This is a genomic window from Bacillota bacterium, assembly GCA_013178125.1.
GTDB lineage: Bacteria > Bacillota > SHA-98 > Ch115 > JABLXJ01 > JABLXL01.
The window spans coordinates 50,010-68,943 of sequence record JABLXJ010000002.1 but is presented as its reverse complement, the minus strand read 5'-3'; the positions used below and the strand labels follow the sequence as shown (position 1 = coordinate 68,943).

Annotated in this window: 18 protein-coding genes and 1 riboswitch; of the genes, 10 read left to right on the top strand and 8 right to left on the bottom strand. The window is 49.0% G+C overall.

Translation table 11 applies throughout. The features are described 5' to 3' along the window. Positions 1–7: 7 nt before the first annotated feature. The 5 genes from HPY71_02615 to HPY71_02595 form a co-directional block, all read right to left on the bottom strand. Complete coding sequence (locus tag HPY71_02615) at positions 8–1,060, bottom strand: DUF2961 domain-containing protein (GenBank protein NPV52398.1); 1,053 nt, start codon at positions 1,058–1,060, stop codon at positions 8–10. A 63-nt stretch (positions 1,061–1,123) separates the two neighbouring features. Continuing rightward, positions 1,124–3,379: a DUF4185 domain-containing protein gene (locus tag HPY71_02610; protein ID NPV52397.1), complete on the bottom strand. Its 2,256-nt coding sequence runs from the start codon at positions 3,377–3,379 to the stop codon at positions 1,124–1,126. A gap of 206 nt (positions 3,380–3,585) precedes the next feature. Further along, complete coding sequence (locus HPY71_02605; GenBank protein NPV52396.1) at positions 3,586–3,936, bottom strand: hypothetical protein; 351 nt, start codon at positions 3,934–3,936, stop codon at positions 3,586–3,588. Beyond that, complete coding sequence (locus HPY71_02600) at positions 3,923–4,153, bottom strand: helix-turn-helix domain-containing protein (GenBank protein NPV52395.1); 231 nt, start codon at positions 4,151–4,153, stop codon at positions 3,923–3,925. Before HPY71_02600 ends, HPY71_02605 begins: the two co-directional genes overlap by 14 nt. 284 nt (positions 4,154–4,437) lie before the next feature. Continuing rightward, on the bottom strand, positions 4,438–4,887 hold the full coding sequence (locus HPY71_02595) for an ADP-ribosylglycohydrolase family protein (protein NPV52394.1): 450 nt from the start codon (positions 4,885–4,887) through the stop codon (positions 4,438–4,440). 237 nt (positions 4,888–5,124) lie between these two features. Between HPY71_02595 and HPY71_02590 the strand changes: the two genes are divergently transcribed. Then, positions 5,125–5,310, top strand: a complete 186-nt coding sequence (locus HPY71_02590; protein NPV52393.1) for a hypothetical protein — start codon at positions 5,125–5,127, stop codon at positions 5,308–5,310. A gap of 53 nt (positions 5,311–5,363) precedes the next feature. Here HPY71_02590 and HPY71_02585 read toward each other — a convergent pair whose 3' ends face one another. From HPY71_02585 to HPY71_02575, 3 genes are all read right to left on the bottom strand, one after another. Then, complete coding sequence (locus HPY71_02585) at positions 5,364–6,344, bottom strand: radical SAM protein (protein NPV52392.1); 981 nt, start codon at positions 6,342–6,344, stop codon at positions 5,364–5,366. A 224-nt stretch (positions 6,345–6,568) separates the two neighbouring features. Beyond that, on the bottom strand, positions 6,569–7,915 hold the full coding sequence (locus HPY71_02580) for an FAD-dependent oxidoreductase (protein NPV52391.1): 1,347 nt from the start codon (positions 7,913–7,915) through the stop codon (positions 6,569–6,571). A 417-nt stretch (positions 7,916–8,332) separates the two neighbouring features. After that, the gene (locus HPY71_02575; protein ID NPV52390.1) at positions 8,333–8,866 is read right to left on the bottom strand and encodes a phosphatase PAP2 family protein; all 534 of its coding nucleotides are present in this window, start codon (positions 8,864–8,866) and stop codon (positions 8,333–8,335) included. A 178-nt stretch (positions 8,867–9,044) separates the two neighbouring features. After that, a riboswitch (cyclic di-GMP riboswitch) is annotated at positions 9,045–9,142 on the top strand. A 109-nt stretch (positions 9,143–9,251) separates the two neighbouring features. Between HPY71_02575 and HPY71_02570 the strand changes: the two genes are divergently transcribed. From HPY71_02570 to HPY71_02530, 9 genes are all read left to right on the top strand, one after another. Continuing rightward, entirely contained in the window at positions 9,252–9,434 is a 183-nt protein-coding gene (locus HPY71_02570) for a Flp family type IVb pilin (GenBank protein NPV52389.1), read from the top strand. A gap of 235 nt (positions 9,435–9,669) precedes the next feature. Further along, entirely contained in the window at positions 9,670–10,212 is a 543-nt protein-coding gene (locus tag HPY71_02565) for a peptidase A24 (protein ID NPV52388.1), read from the top strand. 81 nt (positions 10,213–10,293) lie between these two features. Next, positions 10,294–10,719, top strand: a complete 426-nt coding sequence (locus tag HPY71_02560) for a pilus assembly protein (GenBank protein ID NPV52387.1) — start codon at positions 10,294–10,296, stop codon at positions 10,717–10,719. Between the two features lie 26 nt (positions 10,720–10,745). Next, on the top strand, positions 10,746–11,678 hold the full coding sequence (locus tag HPY71_02555; protein ID NPV52386.1) for a Tad domain-containing protein: 933 nt from the start codon (positions 10,746–10,748) through the stop codon (positions 11,676–11,678). A gap of 71 nt (positions 11,679–11,749) precedes the next feature. Continuing rightward, positions 11,750–12,700 carry a Flp pilus assembly protein CpaB gene (gene cpaB / locus HPY71_02550; protein NPV52385.1) on the top strand — a complete coding sequence of 317 codons (951 nt, stop codon included), beginning with the start codon at positions 11,750–11,752 and terminating at the stop codon, positions 12,698–12,700. Next, the gene (locus HPY71_02545; protein ID NPV52384.1) at positions 12,697–15,282 is read left to right on the top strand and encodes a BON domain-containing protein; all 2,586 of its coding nucleotides are present in this window, start codon (positions 12,697–12,699) and stop codon (positions 15,280–15,282) included. Before cpaB ends, HPY71_02545 begins: the two co-directional genes overlap by 4 nt. A 10-nt stretch (positions 15,283–15,292) precedes the next feature. Beyond that, positions 15,293–16,486 carry a response regulator gene (locus HPY71_02540; GenBank protein NPV52383.1) on the top strand — a complete coding sequence of 398 codons (1,194 nt, stop codon included), beginning with the start codon at positions 15,293–15,295 and terminating at the stop codon, positions 16,484–16,486. Between the two features lie 161 nt (positions 16,487–16,647). After that, positions 16,648–17,928 carry a CpaF family protein gene (locus tag HPY71_02535; protein NPV52382.1) on the top strand — a complete coding sequence of 427 codons (1,281 nt, stop codon included), beginning with the start codon at positions 16,648–16,650 and terminating at the stop codon, positions 17,926–17,928. A 20-nt stretch (positions 17,929–17,948) separates the two neighbouring features. After that, positions 17,949–18,911 carry a secretion system protein gene (locus HPY71_02530; GenBank protein ID NPV52381.1) on the top strand — a complete coding sequence of 321 codons (963 nt, stop codon included), beginning with the start codon at positions 17,949–17,951 and terminating at the stop codon, positions 18,909–18,911. Positions 18,912–18,934 lie beyond the last annotated feature (23 nt).

The following is an 18,934-nucleotide window of genomic DNA, read 5'->3' as shown; positions in this document are numbered from 1 at the left end:
TGCCTCCTCACCACGGCCTCGGCAACCGCTTCTCGACGGGCAAGATGTTAGAATAACGCTTGTGAGGCTCAATTTGATACCAGTATGCCGTGCTCGAGTAATCATCTGATCTGTGATTCGCGTGACCATGTTCAATTGTAACTTTTATAGATTTGTTGAACATTATGGGATCCTCAATATGGAATCTGTAAAGTGTGACCTTGCCCGACCAGTTGGGTCCGCCGCCCATGATTATTCCGTGGTATGGCGTGCAAATTTCCTGATTAGGGCACCAAGCGGTGTTAAAGTAATCTTCTGTCCCCGTTCCGTGCAGGGACGGCGGGAAAGGCTCGCCGTCGATAAATATCATGTCGTCGCCTTCGCCATACCAGTTCCACCTATCGGTCGCCCGGAGGTTATGGATGTTCAGGTTACAACCGACGTAGTGCCCGCGGCCCTCGGCCTCCAGGATGACGTAGTTGCCCTCACCAGTAAGATTTACGCCGCCAAATTCATATTCTTCATTGGTCATACCTTCATCGGGGATCCCATCGCACGGATTCTGTCTGTTCCAGGTGGCATGGAATCGGGCGTAGTCGCTGGCAAGGCCAGGCTTGCCATATTCCTCGTAATCTATGTAGTAATAAAGCGTTAAAGGTGAATCGCTGCACTCGCTTTTGACTCTAATATAAGCCCTTTTTGCAAAAGGCATCGGGAAGTAACAGTTAAAGGCCCGGCCATCCTGGGGGCTCATGGTCAACGGAAGCGAGGTGAAATTCCTACAAATTCCGTGGCCCATGCCGAAGAAATCTCCGATCGGCACCTCAACACTCGGCGAATCCTCATCGTCCCAAAACATCTCCAAAACTACCTTCCGCAAGAAATGAATCTCATCGCAGGCGAGTGTGGCCCATATGTGCGTAATACATCCGGCGCCACATATATCTGTCAAGACCGCTGTCTCGCCTGGCATGATCTTAATGCTGTCTACATTGCCGCCCGAACGGTCATAACTAGAAACTCGCTTGCGCCTTCCATCGCGTAGCCTGGCCAAGTCCCTTAGTGAACTGCCTATCATCATAGAATTCCGCCTTTCCTAGTTGAAATTTCCCCATAAAGTACTCTCAAGGGCACATGTTAAAATCTACTTTACCATCGTCGCTTTCATCCAGAATACGTTGTATGGACCCCACATTGACATAGTGAAGTATACAATCCGGCCGTCATCACCGACGTAAGCCGGCACCATGAACGGTGCGTAAATTCCACCGTAAAGAATATGGTCCACCAGTATCTCCGGATCGCTCCAGGGTCCCCATGGGTTCGCGGCCTCGCGAACTTCAATATCCCCTGTATATTCATTCAGGTAGGTTATGATCCAGCGTCCAAGGTAGTTATTGTAAAGGACCGAGAGTTCACCCACAGGAGCCGGAACCACGTCAACAGCCGCTCTCTGATCGCCGGACCAGACGGGCGATGCCCCATCGGTCCCTGCGAAGTATTCATATTTGTCCGCAGCCAGGACAAACTGCTCGTTTACCCTGGCGAGCTTCACGCCGCCAAAACGGCCAGTCGGGATCCCAGACAGGAGGATATCCTTGGTACCAGGGTAATTCACGCTATCCACCTTGTAGGCGGCCACCTGGATGAAATTACTCCCACCCGTCCACTGCGCATTTGCACTCTTTGCCCACTTCTTACCGCCATCATCGGAATAAGCCCATCCGGCAAAATTGGCATCCCAGTGGCCGGGGGCGCCCCAGTGATAGACGGACATGAAATGTGCATAGAGACGGTTGTCGTAGTTAGTCAGATTTGTTGGAATACATGTCATCTCGTTGTAATCCTGCTTGATAGAGGGAATGAGCTCCTTAGCCTTGCCAGCTTCGTCCGTAATCCACCCAGAGAAGCTTAGTCCATCGGCGGGGTCTGGGTCGGTCGTATAGGCCATGGTATTTGAACGCCAATTCGAATGGTTGTAGCTGAAGGTGTCGCCAAACATCATATAGGTCGTCCCATTAACTTCGACCATGCTCCCGAGGTCGGTGCCTATTACATCTACCCTGTCAGTTGCATTAATGCCGTCCGGCCCTGTAAGCTTGGCCACCTCGGTGAGTCCGCTTACATCCTTGAGTGCCGTACCCGTTGGGCGTCTCCTTTCGCGGAAATGACTAAAACTTACGGTGTAGGGTGCGGTGCCCCATTCCTTGCCCATAACTCCATAACGCGCTTCATTTAGGGCACCTGATTTGTCATCATAGTAGCCAACGCCGGTCCAATTCACTCCATCATTACTTCCCTCGAAGTAATATCGCGGGCAGGCAAAGTCCGTAGAATTTTTCTTGATACGCAGCCAACTAAATTTGGTCGCGTGGGAAGCGACCACGCCGGTAAAGACATTATCAATGATCCCACTGGCCTCCATGCTGTCGTTGCCAAGTTGTCCCCAGAGAAACCAGTTTGCGGCATCCTTGAAGATCACAAGGCCGGCAAGGTTGTGTCCACTAACCGGGGCATTATTGTCAAGGATTAGTGTGTCGATGATCCAGTCACTGACCATTGCAGAACGGAGAATACGAGGGGCTTTATTAATTTCTATCCACTGGTCATCATCGAGGGCAATATTCAAACTGAAGCTGCCCCTGCTCAGATTATAAGAAGCGTTCAAGCTCGGATTCTCCCAGTTCCATACACGGTCCAGTGAATTCGTGTCGAAGTTATCCGTATTGCCTGCGGGAACACACTCTGCGAAATAGTCATAAGATACCGTATACGGGGACGAACCCCATTCCTTACCTATAATCCCATAGTGCGCGCCCGTAAGCTTGCCGCCTGTGTCTTCAAAGCAACCCGCATTTGTCCACTTAAGTCGGTCGGCGCTATAGTCAAAATAATATCGAGTATGGCCGGAATCAGTGGAACGCTTCCGAATACGCAGAAAATCATATTTCTCGCCGGCTATCGAAACCAACAGGCCCGTGAAGGCATTGTTGATTAATCCACTAGCCTCCATATTGTTGTTCCCAAGTTGACCCCAGAGAATCCAGTTTGCGGCATCTTTGAATACCACCAGACCTGTGAAGTTAGTCCCGCCGACTGGTGCGGTGTTGGCCACGATGTTTGTATCAATTACCCAGTCCCCGGGCAGGGGCATCTTTAGAATCCGCGGCGCCCCATTCACCTCAAGCCACTGATCATCTCCCAGTGCCACGTTCAAGTTGAAACGTCCTGCGTTCAGACTGTAACTGCCGTCACCCTTGGGATTAACCCACTTCCATGAGTTATCTAGTGACGTTCCGGAGAATTCATCAGAGGCGATAGCAATAGAGGAAACTACGGCCACCATGATGACCAACGCGGATAATATACAAACCACTATCATTATAACTACCGCCCTCATTATCTTTATCTTTCCCCCCGTGAGAAAAGAAATGATATAACGTTCAAGCAACATTAAGATAAATTCCAAGCAGCAACGCTTCAATATTTAATGTGCGACACCTATATTTTTTGAGGAAGAAACGTGAGAGATTTTATATGCTCATTGATATAACGTTATAGCATATATAGATATACTACATGAACTTCAGATATCCTGCTTTAATGCTACAGATACGTCAAAATATTTCGTAGCGCGCATAAGGTACGGGATGAGACAGGGGGTAAGTAAAGCGGGTATGCTCCAACATTATTCTCCCCGGGGAGCCTGCCAGCCGGTACGTGATATCCAACCCTGACCGAAAACGGATTCAGCTTCACGCTGGCTTCGAGTCCGGCTTTGGCGAGCTCATCATCTTCTGGAGCAGTCTCCAGGGCATGAAGAACAGGGTCTAAAAAGGCCTTTGAATCCTTGCCCGCGGTCCTACTTAACACAAACTCCACGAAACTCTTGACTACAGGAATTTCGCTTTCCGGTAGGGCCTCTATCAACTTCAGCAATTCTTCATGAACGCTCATTGTCCTGACCCCCATTCTCAGTGAATACCACACCCATAGGCGCGTACCTTGCTTGTGCCATAGCCTCTACATCTTGCCATCGTACCCGGGACACCTTTGGACCGAATTTATAGATAGCCAGCAGGCCTTCCTGCGCCCAGCGATAAATAGTCACCTTGCTTACTTTCAGCCGATCCGCCGCCTCCTGTATGGTCACCCATTCAGTTGCTTCTGCCACTCTGCATCACCCTCCCTCATATAACCGCTGCCAGAAGGTTTGTAACTTGAGCCTGTCCTCGGTAACAATTAAATCCCGGTGGGCGATTTTCATGCGCCATGCTTCTAAGTATAAGTCCAAAAATCATCGCTACTTTTCCAGGGGTTACCGGTGCTTGCGTGACGGGGCCTTTGAAATTTGGCAATGCCCTCGCGCCAAATTTCAACGGAGGCGCGCCGCAAGCGCGCCGTCCCCGGAACGCAACACCGGTAACCCCTGGGACGTGTTGGTAAACCGGTGTAAATTTATGGCCTTATACTTAGAATGTTTTGTTCTCCATAAAACGCCCCGACGAGTTGCCCATAGACCGCACCTGTGGTGTCTGCGTCGTTACCGAGGTTAACCGCTAGAAGGCACCCTTCTTCAAAAGAATCGCTGCTGCAGAAAGCCCAAAGAACCGCTTCAAGCGATTCTACAGCGTAACCTGTACCGTGTATCTGAGGAGGACTTCGACGCTTAAAAGAACCTGAAGCAACCTTGTCGACCTCAGGCGCAAGCGGCTTATTCTCCCAAAGCCCAGGGATAGGAGAATAATGTTCTGAAAGCAGCCTATCCTTGGATTCCCCATTGAGTGCACCCACAAGCAGGCCTCCAAAGTATCGACAGGCGTCAATTGCCGCGGGAGCTTGGTGAGTTGTTCGCGAACTCTCACCGGCTTTGTTGATCGCCTCCAGAGGGTTCAATGCATAGAACATAGGCACAGGTATCTGCCCCGCCCCTTAGACCTGGTTAAAGATGTCGGTCTGTTAAGATGAACCTAATCTGGGAATAACTAGCCAGAGACGGTCCTTCCGCTAGAAAGATGGTCTCTCCCAAGCTCACCCAAAACGGGATTAAGGGGGTCATCCACTCAAAGGCGGGTTGGGATTCTCAGTTTACTGCTGGGGGTCCACAAGGGCGAGGAAGAAAAGACAAACCAACTACTTGATACATTGAATGTCATTGCCCTTGGGGAGGCTGAAGCCAATCTAGCTGGAAAGATAATAAGGGAAAACCGGTGGAAAGGGATAACAGTGGATTTTGCAGATGCAGGAATCGCGGCAACGTGCTTGCTCCACGGCTATGAACTCTTGACCTTCAATGTAACCTACTATACCCGCTATTCCATATGTCAATAACTATGTCAAAAAAATATATTCCAGGTCTACTAACCCAGAATCTATCGGCCATGTCAACCATGGAAATACGTCTTCCCACTTGCGGAATTATCGACATTGATAAGGCCGAGCCTTAGAAGTATCCCAAGGTACTTAGAGGCTTCATTCATATTAAGTCCCAAACCGCTTGCCACATCTGCAAGTGTGCAAGGTCTCCGTTTCAGAAGGTTAAGTATCCGATCATACTCAGCTTTCATATCCTTTTCCTCTTCCTCGGCTGTGGGTTGCCCAATAGAGGTTTGCCGGTTGTTTGGCGCAGTAATCACCTCCACGCGTTCATCGAAGTAACTCTTAATCCTCTCCATCTCATCTTCGGTCAACGGCTTGGCAAAGGATTCAGCAGGAGGCCTTTCCACTGTATTCAACTGTATCTTTTCCGCATTTATACCCTTGAGAGCGGAGGATATTCTAGCTAGTTCTCTTTCATCATCGTTTACACCCTTAACCAGCATAACCTCTATCCAAAGCTTACCGCCGAAATCCGATGAAAATGCCTTAATGCCGTGAATAATATCATTTACCTTCAGCCCAGGGTACGGCCGATTGATCCCCCCAAAGACCTCCTGACTTGCCGCATCAAGAGAAGGAACGACCAGATCTGCGTCCAGTAGTTCCCTTCTGACCTCTGGATAGCCAAATAACGAACTATTCGTTAGAACTGCGACCGGAATCGAGGTAAGCTCCTTGGCCTCCCTGATGAGCCTACCAAGATCAAGGTTGAGTGTAGGCTCACCTGATCCTGAGAAGGTAATGTAGTTGGCCGTTACTTTCGGCAATACTCCCTTCAATTCATTAACTATTGTCTCAAAACTCACGAAACTATCACGTATTATCGTCTTGCAGGTGGTCCTCCCAAGTTGGCAATATATACAGTCGAACGAGCAGGTTTTGAAGGGTACGATATCCACCCCAAGAGAAAGGCCGAGCCTCCTCGAAGGCACGGGACCAAAGATATATCGCACTAGAATCACTCCCTCGATTCCATCCCCGGCCATGACGACCCCAGGGCATATTTCCAAAACCATTGCCCGCTCTGGTCAATGCGGTGTACCTGGTGGGCGCCACATTGGGGATACCTCATTTCAATCCCCCGCTCCTGGTGCCAAAGGGCACTTCGAATTCATGGCCACAGGCCCTACATTGGAACCGGCGTGCAGCTAACCGGTAGTGCCTGCCTCCTACTGCCTGCCTTCGTGAGGCCATATTTAAAAGGCCATATTTAAGATTTTATTGCCATGATAGCCATTTCCGCCGCGTTGACTAATTGATATGCAATCGGTGAGGCCGTAAGCGCGGGGTGAGTCCCCGTCTGAAAAGTGGCCATATCATCAGCAGTCATCTTTTGATGAATGCAGGCACTGATGGCGTTAATAAGCTCCCCGCCACTTTCGGCACCTGAAACCTGACCTCCAAGAAGCACACCAGTCCCTCTCTCGAATACTAATTTGACCTTTAGATTTTCAGCTCCCGGCATACCCCCTGGATGGCGATTGACGGACTCAGCCTCTCCGACCACGACATTATATCCCATATTCTTCGCCGTTGTTTCAGTAAGCCCTGCGGCAGCGAACGCAGTCCCCCCAAGTATGGTGGAGAAAACGCCGATCACACCCATATTCATTCGGCGTGTACCAAACACATTCGCCCCTGCTATCCGCGCCTCCATAGTTGCTATCGACGCAAGCTTCAGGGGGGATGGCTTCCCATCAAAAAAGGACACCTTCTCAGCACAGTCCCCACAGGCGAAGATATCCTCGTCACTTGTTTGCATGTATCGGTTGACCTGGATTCCCCTGGTAGGCCCCAACTCAAGCCCTGCCTCTTGAGCAAGTTTCACATTCGCCGCGGCCCCGATGCCGAGGATAACCATATCAGCCGCAAGCTCTATTCCGCTGGAAAGCTTCACTCTCTCTACCTTCTCCTCACCCAGAAATCCTTCCACCTTCTCCGCCCCAAGTATCTCTATACCCGAATTCTTAAGAACCTCTTCTGCCTTTATGCAAAACTCCTCATCGTAAGTGAGCATCAGACAGTGCCTCATCATTTCAACAATCGTGATATTGATGTCTGGCCGCCTTTTCTTGCATTCCTCAGCAAACTCCACCCCGATGAAACCGCATCCTACAATTACAAGGTTGGAAGCGGTCTTTAAAGCATCCAGCATCTGCTGAAGATAAGAGACCTCTTTCTTTACTGCAAAGATATTCTTTTTGTTTACGCCGGGGATTGGGGGTACTACTGGCAAGGATCCGGTTGCGAGAATGAGTTTCCGGTATTCAACTCTTTCCCCATCAGACATAGAGATAGTGTGGCTCTCGCGGTCAATTCCCGTAACCTCATTCACCATGAGATCAACATTATTTTTATTGAGCATGGAATCAGGGATCAGGTTTTTCTCGGGGCTTCCTACAGTACCAAAAATGTAAGGTATACCACAGGGAATCACCACATGGTTCTCTTTTCTAATCAATAAAACCCTCTTTTCAGAATAATGCCTGCGACAGGTCAATGCCGCAGATACTCCTGCCGCGCTCCCACCAATAACCACTACATCAAAGCCTCTCATCGTCTTGCGCCCGAACTCCTTCCCTTGAAGTTTCTCTCAGGGTACCTCGCAAGTACCTATTTCCTTATCATTTCGGCCCCGCACTGAGGACACCTTATCTGATAACAAGGAACCCCCCGCTGGTGCGGTACAACTGTGCCGCAAACTGGACAGATGCACTCCCCCACTGGTCCCGCTCCAGGCCTGGAGCCGCCCATTCTTCCCCTGCCTTTGCCAATACCCATCCCAAGACCATGTCCAGTGCCAGGACCCTGTTCTGGAGGACCTGTACTATCGCCTCTGGGCATTTCTTCCGCCTCCCATAAGCATTTTATGGAAATATTAATCATATGCTCATAACTATCATAGCTCTCTTCCGTCTGTATGTCAATGATGTAGCGGACTTATGCATGTTCATTTTTATGTCAAAATCGGGTGTCAAAATCGGGAAATCATAAACCATGATCGACATCCATCTTTTGGGGGGTGTTGCTCTCTTTGTCTAATGGCTTTCTCGTGATTCAGTAGAACTGTAGCCACGATGAGTCCCATGGCCCCGCCCGCCAGGACATCGATGGGATAATGCATCCCTACATAGAGACGAGAAAACCCTACGAGTGCCGCAAGCGCTAGGAAAAGCAGCCTAAGCCTTCTATATTCAAGTCCGTACACTTGTGCCAGGGCGAAAATTACGGTGGCGTGGCCGGACGGGAATGAGTCAAGTGAACCGCCGAAAGGCCGGGGCCTTTCTACTATATGCTTAACAACTTGAACAGCCACACCAGAAAGGACCAGTGCCTTGATTGCTCTGACCGCCGCGCTTTTGCCATGCTTATCTCCCAGAAGGTATGTCGCCAAACAGAGGATAAACAGCACAAGGCCATCTCCTAAGTAGGTGACCCATGGCATGGTCAGGTCTAGGAATCTGCAATGGGTATAGGAGCGAAGAGCCATAAGCAGTCGGGAATCCATCCCGAGCGCGAGGTCAATATAGTGGCGAAGCATCCCCCGATCCCTCTACTAACTGATGAAGACTGCGATCTTTGGCTCGTCTTCCCGAAAACGAGCCAAATAGGACTTTTGACCTATATAATTCTCTATCTATTGGTGTTATAATATATTTAAATTCGAGGATTGTAAATAGGTTATTCCCCGATAAAGGCAAACTTGCCGAAAGGCAAGGACGCAAAGCTACGGGTCTAAAACTGGGAACGTGAAGTTTTCAGTTATGATCGCCGGGTTGCCGAAGAGAACGAATGATGACCTGTTTTCTCCGTGGTAACGCGGCAGGAAACAGGTTTATTTTGTTCTAGAAGAAGCCTTTGGGGCGAATTTTTTGAATTGGAGGTGAAAAGGAATGAAAAGGCTCTTGAAGAGGCTCCTTCATGAGGAGAGCGGACAAGGAATGGTCGAGTACGGTTTGATTTTGGCGCTTGTTGCTGTGGTGGTAATTGCTGCATTGACTCTTCTCGGAGGAAAGCTTAAGGATCTCTTCAACAAATTGAAAGGCGAGATTGAGACAACCGTTCCTTCCAGTTAGTAGCGAATAGAAGATGTAGAAGGGTTTTCTGGGGTCTGGGGTATGGAGCCTGGCCTCACCCTATGAGTACCGGCATGAATTGCGAGAATGTCCAGGAAGTAAGATATATATGATCTTGTTACATAGTTTGGTGCATGTTCGGGGTGGAGGGCCAGGCCCCAGCCCTGGTTAATGGAAGCCTAGGGGCGAAGTTAAGTTGAGATGGTAGATGTGGGCCTAATGGAGGAGCAAAGAGATGCTGGTGCGGTATTCTATTGCCTTGCTAGTTGCGAGTATCGCAGCTTATACTGATCTAAAAACCCGAAGGATTTCCAATTGGCTAACCTTCGCCGGCATGGTGTCAGGCATTTCCATAAACCTCTGGGGAAAAGGCTTCCCGGGTCTTGTTTTTAGTATCGAGGGGATTCTGGTCGGGATAGTACTTCTTTTTGTCCCTTTTACCCTAGGAGGGATCGGTGCAGGGGATGTGAAGCTTCTCGGGGCGTTGGGGGCATTGATAGGCCCGAGGGAGGTATTCTCTACTGCACTTTGTGGGGCCATTGCGGGGGGTATTATAGCAAGCGTAATTCTTGTAATACAGGGGAGATTTTTGATAACTTTGAGGGCAATCGTCTTCGGCTTTATTAGCCTTTTTTTGCCAGGCATGAGCGCAGTTTACTTTAGGGATTTTCTCCAGGAGATAGGTAAAAACCCCGCCGTTTTCCCATACTCCCTCGCTATCGGTTCCGGCGTGGCATTAAATATTATTTTGAACTATCTTAATCTTCTGGGAACCTAAACCGTATTCAAAAGGTTACGTGGTGAGGAAGATGTGGTGAGGAAGATGAGGAGGCCAGGTCTGATATCTATTAGCAGATTTATGCCTTTTGAAAATAAGGCGCGATTGCGGTTTTGGCGGTTCTTTATCCGAAATGAAGGGGGCCAGGCTCTTGTAGAGATGGCTATTGTCATGACGGTCCTCCTCCTTCTGCTTACCGGGATTGTAGAGTTTGGACGCATCTTTAATGCTTCTCTGACTGTTGTGCATGCTTCACGGGAGGCGGCACGCGTGGGGATTCTTGGAAAGACTGATGAAGAAATTATAAATGCGGCAAAAAGTGCATCTGGCTTCCTTGACCCCACAAAACTTACTATATCTATTGTTCCATCGGAAGGGGAACGCAAAAGTGGCCAGGAGCTTACTGTAGAGGTCCAATATCCCGTCCATATTATTGTTCCGCTTATTAATCACATTATCCCGAACCCGTTTCTAGTGTCGGGCCGTACCACAATGAGGATCGAGTGAACTCTTCCGCCGAAGAGGCGCTTAGCATGTTTTGGAGATTTATAAATATTGAGTGGCTCAAAGATGAGAGAGGAAGCGCTATTGTGGTTATCGCTTTAGCCATGATCGTGCTCCTTTCCTTTATGGCGTTTGTGGTAGACGCAGGGCTTCTTTATTTGGTACGCGTTCGGCTTGTCAACGGTGTTGATGCTGCTGCCCTTGCCGGTGTTCAGGCTTTGCCGGAAGATCCTCAGAAAGCTGAGAGTCTTGCATGGGAGTTCGCCCATAGAAACGGGGTACCTGACACTCACTTGGCGGTTAGTGTTTCAGAAGACAAACGAGAGATCATGGTTGAGGCTTCCCAAGGGGTAGACTTAAATTTCGCCAGGATATTTGGCCTTTCTAAAGCAAAGGTGGGGGCGAAGTCACGGGCGCGAGTCGGAGTGGTCACCGGCATACGAGGGGTGGTCCCGCTTGGGGTTGAGAAACAAGCTTTTGAGTATGGGGAACGATATATCCTTAAATATGGTTCAGGTGAACCGGAGTGGCCGCATTCCGGGAACTTTGGCTGTCTTGCCCTCGGGGGAAGGGGTGCAGCCAATTATCGACGTAATCTAGTGGAAGGCTACCAGGACATGCTTCATGTAGGTGACGAGGTAGAAACGGAGCCAGGCAACATGGTAGGCCCCACAAGTGGAATAGAAGAGCGCATAGCCAAGTGTAACCACACTCCTAAGTGCACATATGATAACTTTGTTCTTGGGTGTCCCCGGCTCGTTTATGTCCCCATAATTGATTCTTTGGATGTTCATGGAAGAAGTAAGGTGCGCATAGTAGGATTCGCCGCTTTCTTCCTGGAGGGTGTAGAAGGACACGGAGGTCATAGTTCCGTTATCGGTCGGTTCATAAAGGCGACTGCTGATGGCGAAATCGGAGAGGGCGAAGACTTTGGGCTACGGTCATACAAGCTTGTGGAATAAAGCATCTTTCGAATGGACCTAACCAAGGTAGTTAATTATGCAAGAAAACCAGGAATAGGGGTGTAGGGGATATGAGGGGCGGCAAAGTAGCTCTTATAATGGCTGTTATCCTTGGGGGTTTTGCCGCGGTCGCAAGCTACTATTATGTTAAAAGTCTCACCACGTCTATACCGGCGACACCGATGCCTAAGATGGCAAAGGTAGTGGTCGCAAAAAATGCAATTCCTTCGCGCACTCTAATAACTTCTGAAATGATCTATCTCAAGGAATTGCCCGAGGAGAGTATTAACCCGGATGCCGTAACAAGACTCGAGGATGCTCTGGGGATCATCACGAGGTCAGAAATACTCCCCGGTGAGCAGGTGCTTCGGTCGAGGCTCTTGAAGAAGGGAGAGGCGGTTGGGCTCGTGCTTTCTATCCCCCCCGGGAAACGTGCCGTGACTGTAAAGGTAAATGAGGTCATAGGGGTCGGTGGATTTGTTAAACCCAAAGACCATGTGGATGTCCTGGGAACATTCAGTGCAGACAGGGCGGGAGTAGACACTACCGTAACAGTTCTTCGAAATGTTGAGGTCCTTGCCGTTGCCCAGGAAATGGAGGATCGGGATAAAGGGAAGGCAAAAGTTCCTACAAGTATAACCCTGGCAGTTACTCCAGATGAAGCGGAAAGGGTTACACTTGCTGAAGAAATAGGTAGCCTTAGGTTGGCGTTATGCCCTATTTCCCCTACAAATTATCCTTCGGGAGCAGGCTCTCACACGGGTGTCTTAAAAGTTATGAATGTGGGCACCAGGATATCAGGTATAACACCTAAAGAAATCCTGGGTGAGGCCCCAAAACCACCTGGGAGCCCACGAATCGAGGTCCGAACCCCGGAAAAAGCCAAGATTACCATGACTAATCTTACACCACCTAAGGCTACAGCCTCAAAAAGGATAGTTGTAGCGCCGAAAGTGGTGGAAGTTATAAGAGGTACTGAGAGGAGTTATGTAACACTTCGGGAGGCCAGAGAAACAGAATGAAGAGGCATATGCTCACCAAGCATTCCCTTAAGGTTTTATGTTTATGGGGTCTAGTATCACAACTCGTTGTCGTGTCTACCCTCATCATCGTTGTTATCTTTCCCCCCGAGCATGTATGGGGGGCTTCGAACTTTGGTGCTTCGGCTCAAAGTTCCCAAAACAATAGGGTGTTAAATGAGGATAGCGGAGAAATCCTTCCCATCCTTGTGGGAGGGTCCAGATTGCTTAACTTCGATGGGCTCTCAAGGGCCGCAGTGGGAGATCCGAATGTTGCTGATGTGGTTGTAGTATCTGAGAAAGAGCTTATAGTAAATGCGAAGTCTCCAGGCCAAACGACCCTTCACGTTTGGGATAAAAACGGAGTGAAGGTGTATTGTGTCCAGGTGCACCGCGATAAGACATCTCTCGCGAGGAAAGTGAGCGAGCTTCTTGACCTTCCCGGGGTAACGGTCAAGATTGCTAATGAAACTATTTTACTTGAGGGCCGGGTGGATAAGGCTGAGGATAAGGCACGAGCTGAGGGGATCGCGAGGGCTTATTCTGACAAGGTTCTAAACTTCATCTCAGTAACCGAGCACCAGGTAGAGGAAAAGCCCAAACCTAAACCAGAGCCAGAGCTAAAGCCAAAGCAGGAGCCTCCTCCCCTTGCTCCAATAATATCAAAGGCGATCGACGATCCTAGGATAAAGGTATCCGCTGTGAACGGTGCTGTTCTTCTCGAGGGCAGTGTTGAGCGGGAAAAGGAGAGGACGCGCGCCGAAGCCATAGCAAGGCTATATTCTGAGAGGGTTACAAACCTGATTGAGGTTACAGAAAGTGTAGAAAAAGTTCAATCTAAATCCTTAGAACCCAAGTCCCCAGCCCAGGCTCCAGAGATTCAGCCTACTCTGGAACAACTTATCCCAGAAATAAAGCAGATGATTGGGCTTTCGGAGGTAAAGATAAAGATTGCGAGAGGGACGCTCATCCTGGAGGGGGTAGTGGATAGCCCGAGGGAGTTGGAGCGCGCTGAGAAAATTGCAAGGGCATACTCTGACAAGGTTGTAAATTTAATATTGGTAAAGGAACCTCCCGCGAAGGCTGAACTCCCTGAAGGGGTTAAGCTTGCTTCCCAGATAAAGGAAACAATAGGTTTTCCTGAGGTTGACGTGAGGATAGCGAACAAGACAGCTATCTTAGAGGGTAACGTTAGAAATGAAGATGAAGCTAGAAGGGCCGAAGAAGTAGCCAAGGCATATGTTGATAAAGTCTTAAACTTTATTCAAGTTGAGGAAAAGCCTAAGCCGGCGACAGAGCCCAAGCCAGCGCCTAAGCCCGAGCCTCCTTCTCTTGCTCTAATCATATCAAGAGAGATTAACGATCCGAGGATAAAGCTACTTGCTGTGAACGGCGCTGTTCTTCTCGAGGGGAGCGTTGAAGAGGAAAAGGAGAGGACGCGCGCCGAAGCCATAGCAAGACTCTACTCGGACCGCGTAACCAACCTGATCGAGGTAGCAAAAAAGGCTAGTGAAATTCCGATCCCAGCCCAGAAATCGGGTGGCGAGCCGCCAGCTTCCACGCAAGAGCCAGCGGAACCCAAGGAAAAGCTGCCTCCTAAATCTCCCCCCATAGAGGAACTCGTTCAAAACCTGATAGGTATAGAAGGGGTAAAAGTTTCCTCCATAGAAGGGGCGCTCCTACTCGAAGGGGAGGTTCCTACCCAAAACGACGTAGCGCGTGCGCGGACAATTGCGGATCTATTTGGTAAGAAGGTCGTAAATCTTTTGCAGGTTAAAAACCCAATACAGGTTTTACTTCAGGTCCAAGTTATCGAGGCAAGGCGTAACGTGGGCCGAGATCTGGGCATCCGGTGGGGAGGTGTTACAGGTCAAGGCGACATTGAATTACCGAGCACAAAAATGGTGCCTTCGCTTACCCCTGAAACTGAACTTCTTTCTCCCCAGATTGGGTTGATAGGGGAAATCTTTGCGGGTTCAGCCCTGGAACGCTTGAGCCTTTTTCGGGCTAAGCTTGAGGCTGCCGCTCAACAGGGTTTGGTCAAGCTTCTGGCGGCTCCAAGTATGCTCACCCTCAGCGGGAATGAAGCAAAGTTCCTGGTTGGAGGTGAAATCCCAATCTTTCTGGGACAAGAAAATGGGAACATCAGGTTCGAATGGAAGCCCTATGGCGTCCAACTCAATATCACCCCAACCGTTGATCAGTTAGGAAACATAGACGTGAAGGTTTCTCCTGAAGTAAGCAGCTTTGACTGGGAGAACGCCCTCTTAATAAGCGGCTGGAAGATACCAGCGTTTAAGACAAGGCGGGCAGAGGCTCATCTGACAGTAAGAGATGGAAGCACGATAGCTCTTGGCGGTCTTATTCAATCAGAAGATGTAAAGACTCAGGACAAAATACCCATTCTCGGGGATATCCCAATCATAGGGGCACTTTTCCGTAGCGAGAAGTTTCAGAAGCAGGAAACGGAGCTTCTTATATTCGTAACCCCTCGGATCGTGAAACTCGGGGAAACCATTCCTCCTGAAAGGATCACAAGTCCTGCCAAGCCGGAGGGACTTCCGAGAGAGTTTATGAATAAGTGAGGCGGTAAGTGTGGCAGAGAAAATGAAGGTGCTTATAGCCGATGATGCAATTGAAACACGGGAGAATATAAAGAAGTTCCTAAGTCTGGAAGATGATTTTGAGGTTGTTGGAGAGGCTAAAACTGGGGAAGAAGCTCTCTCATTGGCCAAGCGCTTTTGGCCTGATGTGATCCTTATAGAGATGAATATCCCGATTGCGGGCGGGATAAGTGCCATTGAGACCATTGCTTTGGAGGTCCCCATGGCCACTATAATTGCTATCTCGGCCCATAGTGAGCCGGAGTACTTGCGAGAGGCTATGGTAGCTGGCGCGCGGGAGTACCTCATTAAGCCTTTCACTGCGAAAGAGCTTCTAGATAGGGTAAGACGGGCTTACGAGGTCGACAGGAAGCGAAGAGAACATCAAGGGGATTTGGGCATAACAAATTCATCCAGAAAGCCCCATGAGAAGGATGGCAAGGTCATTACTGTCTTCAGCACAAAAGGTGGGGTCGGTAAGACTACAATTGGTGTAAATCTTGCTGTTAGTTTAGCTCAAGAAGCCAAGGGGCGAGTTGCTATTGTGGATCTCGATCTTGAGTTTGGTGATGTGGCGATATTACTTGATGTTGTGCCTGTACATACTATGGCGGATATTGCAAAGAAGGAAGAAATCAATAGAGAACTTGTGGAATTATGTTTGGTTACTCATAGGTCTGGGCTCAAAGTCCTTGCAGCCCCAATGAGGCCCGAGGAGGCAGAGCTGGTTGAACCCGGACACGTTCGGGAAGTCCTCAACATCCTCAAAAAGATGTTCGACTATATCGTGGTTGACACATCCCAGTCCTTTTCGGAAAATGTGCTTTCAGCTTTGGATATAGCTGATTTAATTCTCCTCGTAACCACCCTGGAAATTCCAGCGATTAAGAATACGAAGCTATGTCTCGATTTAATGAGTTCTTTACATTATCCTGAGAGAAAGACAAGGATAATTCTTAATCGCTCTTCGCGGGAGATAGGGATAAAACCGGAAGAAATGGAAAAAACGCTCGGACATTCCGTAGATGCCCATATTCCCAGCGACGGCAAGATCGTGATACCCTCCGTGAACAGGGGGGTACCATTCGTGACTGGCAATCCTTCATCTAAAATCTCCCAAAGCGTGAGGAGCCTTGCAAAAATGCTAATAGAGATCTTCACACAAGTTGATTCGAATGAGAGGTGAGAAATGTGTCACTACTTACGCGGCTTGAGCATACGAGGCCTGTGCACGCTAAGGGTAATAGAGAATCCAAGACAGGAGAAAAGGATCTCCAAAGGCTTAAAAGTGAGAAAAATGAACTCGTCAGGCGTCTTCATCGCAAGCCGACAAGACAGGAATCCAGAATGTCAAGACAGGAAGATCCCTTGAGTGCCGTAAAAGAGAAAATCCACGGTCGCCTTGTGAAAGAAGTAGACAGAGAACTACTGGAAAAAGGCAATAGTCCTGATGAACAGGCAAAGCTAAGAGAGAAAGTAGAAGCGGTTGTTACTGGTGTCCTCGCCGAGGAGGAGCCTACCCTTCTTCCCAGTGACCGCCAGAGAGTCATTCTCGAAGTCCTCGACGACGTGATAGGGTACGGTCCTATCAACTCTCTTCTTCAAGACCCTGCTATTACCGAAATCATGGTTAACGGACCTTATCAGGTTTATGTTGAGCGTAACGGCAAATTGGAGCTCGCGGACGTAAGCTTTAGGGATTCTAACCATGTAATGCATGTTATTGAAAGGATAGTAGCCCCTCTTGGCAGGCGCATTGATGAGGCAAGTCCTATGGTAGATGCCAGGCTGCCCGACGGATCGCGCGTAAATGCCATAATTCCCCCGCTCTCCCTTGTGGGGCCCTGTATCACCATTAGGAAGTTTTCGAAGGATCCCTTTACGATGGAGGACTTGATTTCCTTTGGGACCCTTACCCGAGAAATGGCAGATTTCCTGGAAGCCTGCGTCAGAGCCCGCCTGAATATTGTTGTTTCAGGGGGAACGGGGAGTGGTAAGACTACAACTCTGAATGTGCTTTCTTCCTTTATACCTGAGGATGAGAGGATAGTTACAATAGAAGATGCCGCAGAGCTTCAACTGAGACAGGATCATGTGGTCACGCTTGAATCTCGTCCGCCTAATATAGAAGGAAAGGGTGCGATAACGATCAGGGACCTTGTCCGAAACGCCCTGAGAATGCGACCGGACAGGATAGTGGTGGGAGAAGTCAGGGGTGGTGAAGCTCTCGACATGCTCCAAGCCATGAATACGGGGCATGATGGTTCTCTTACCACTGCTCATGCTAATTCCCCACGTGACCTGCTTGCAAGGGTGGAGACAATGGTATTGATGGCAGGGATGGATTTACCCGTGCGAGCCATAAGGGAACAGATAGCCTCGGCTATCGATCTTGTAGTCCATCAGTCTCGTTTGCGTGATGGAACCAGAAAGGTTACGCAGGTTACCGAGGTCCAAGGAATGGAAGGGGAGATTATCACCAGCCAGGATATATTTGTTTTTGAACAGCAAGGTCTTGATGAAAGTGGAAAAGTAATGGGGAGATTCCGCGGCACAGGGATAAGACCCAAGTTTGCTGAGAAGTTTGAGGTTCATGGAATTCACCTCCCTCCCGGGATTTTCGGGTAGGGATTATGAGGAGGAGTTTCATGATGCTGATTGTTATAACGATCCTTGCGTTTTTGACGATTGCCCTGGCAGTGATAGGAATAATGAGCGCTTCGAGTGACGGCACCCATTTGATGCGGAGCAGGCTGGATAAGTATGTGACGAAGAATCCCACCAGCCCGGCCGGGAGAAACACGGAGACCTTTATAGGCTTCAGGAAGGCTCTTCGCAGGATGGGAAGGGTATTTGAAACCAAGAGTTATGCGCAGAAGCTGGAAGAAGGATTAGAGCAGGCAAATTTGCCATTACGCGGCTCGGAATTTGTAGTCCTTAATCTCTTCATGATAGTAAGTTTCGCAGGTGGGACCTTTATCTTTACAGAAAGTCTCTTCCTTTCTCTCTTTATGGCGGCAGTAGGAGCATTTAGCCCCTGGATTTTCGTTCATATTCGCCGGGTGAAGAGGTTCGCAGCCTTTAACGGACAGATAGCTGATACTCTTACTGCGATGTCTAACTCTTTACGCGCAGGGTACAGTTTTCTCCAGGCTATGGATGTAGTATCAAGAGAGATGCCTCCGCCGATTTCGGAAGAATTCTCTCGTACCTTAAAGGATATGAATCTGGGCGCGACGACTGAAGATTCCCTGTCCAGTCTCGCAAAGCGGATCAAGAGTGATGATCTGGATTTGGTAGTAACAGCTATATTGATCCAGCGCCAGGTTGGCGGGAATCTCTCAGAGATACTTGATAATATCGCTACCACTATACGAGAAAGGGTAAGAATCAAAGGGGAAATAAGAACACTGACGGCTCAGGGACGATTATCAGGCTTGATAATTGGTATGTTACCTTTAGGGATCGGGGCCTTTGTGTTTGTCGTCAATCCGCAATATATGAGTGTGCTTTTCTCCCATCCTCTTGGTAAGTTAATGTTAGCATATGCTGTGCTAAATGAAATCCTCGGTGCTCTCATAATCCGGAGGATTGTGGCGATCGAAGTTTAAGATCGAAGTTTAAGGCCGTATGC

Bases quoted from the DNA above. Each gene is read 5' to 3' on its own strand.
- HPY71_02555 (NPV52386.1), top strand. From the start codon at position 10,746: ATGTTTTGGAGATTTATAAATATTGAGTGGCTCAAAGATGAGAGAGGA.
- HPY71_02565 (NPV52388.1), top strand. From the start codon at position 9,670: ATGCTGGTGCGGTATTCTATTGCCTTGCTAGTTGCGAGTATCGCAGCT.
- HPY71_02570 (NPV52389.1), top strand. From the start codon at position 9,252: ATGAAAAGGCTCTTGAAGAGGCTCCTTCATGAGGAGAGCGGACAAGGA.
- HPY71_02530 (NPV52381.1), top strand. From the start codon at position 17,949: ATGATGCTGATTGTTATAACGATCCTTGCGTTTTTGACGATTGCCCTG.
- HPY71_02560 (NPV52387.1), top strand. From the start codon at position 10,294: ATGCCTTTTGAAAATAAGGCGCGATTGCGGTTTTGGCGGTTCTTTATC.
- HPY71_02580 (NPV52391.1), bottom strand. From the start codon at position 7,915: ATGAGAGGCTTTGATGTAGTGGTTATTGGTGGGAGCGCGGCAGGAGTA.
- HPY71_02610 (NPV52397.1), bottom strand. From the start codon at position 3,379: ATGAGGGCGGTAGTTATAATGATAGTGGTTTGTATATTATCCGCGTTG.
- HPY71_02595 (NPV52394.1), bottom strand. From the start codon at position 4,887: ATGTTCTATGCATTGAACCCTCTGGAGGCGATCAACAAAGCCGGTGAG.
- HPY71_02615 (NPV52398.1), bottom strand. From the start codon at position 1,060: ATGATGATAGGCAGTTCACTAAGGGACTTGGCCAGGCTACGCGATGGA.
- cpaB (NPV52385.1), top strand. From the start codon at position 11,750: ATGAGGGGCGGCAAAGTAGCTCTTATAATGGCTGTTATCCTTGGGGGT.
- HPY71_02545 (NPV52384.1), top strand. From the start codon at position 12,697: ATGAAGAGGCATATGCTCACCAAGCATTCCCTTAAGGTTTTATGTTTA.
- HPY71_02575 (NPV52390.1), bottom strand. From the start codon at position 8,866: ATGGATTCCCGACTGCTTATGGCTCTTCGCTCCTATACCCATTGCAGA.
- HPY71_02585 (NPV52392.1), bottom strand. From the start codon at position 6,344: ATGGCCGGGGATGGAATCGAGGGAGTGATTCTAGTGCGATATATCTTT.
- HPY71_02605 (NPV52396.1), bottom strand. From the start codon at position 3,936: ATGAGCGTTCATGAAGAATTGCTGAAGTTGATAGAGGCCCTACCGGAA.
- HPY71_02535 (NPV52382.1), top strand. From the start codon at position 16,648: ATGTCAAGACAGGAAGATCCCTTGAGTGCCGTAAAAGAGAAAATCCAC.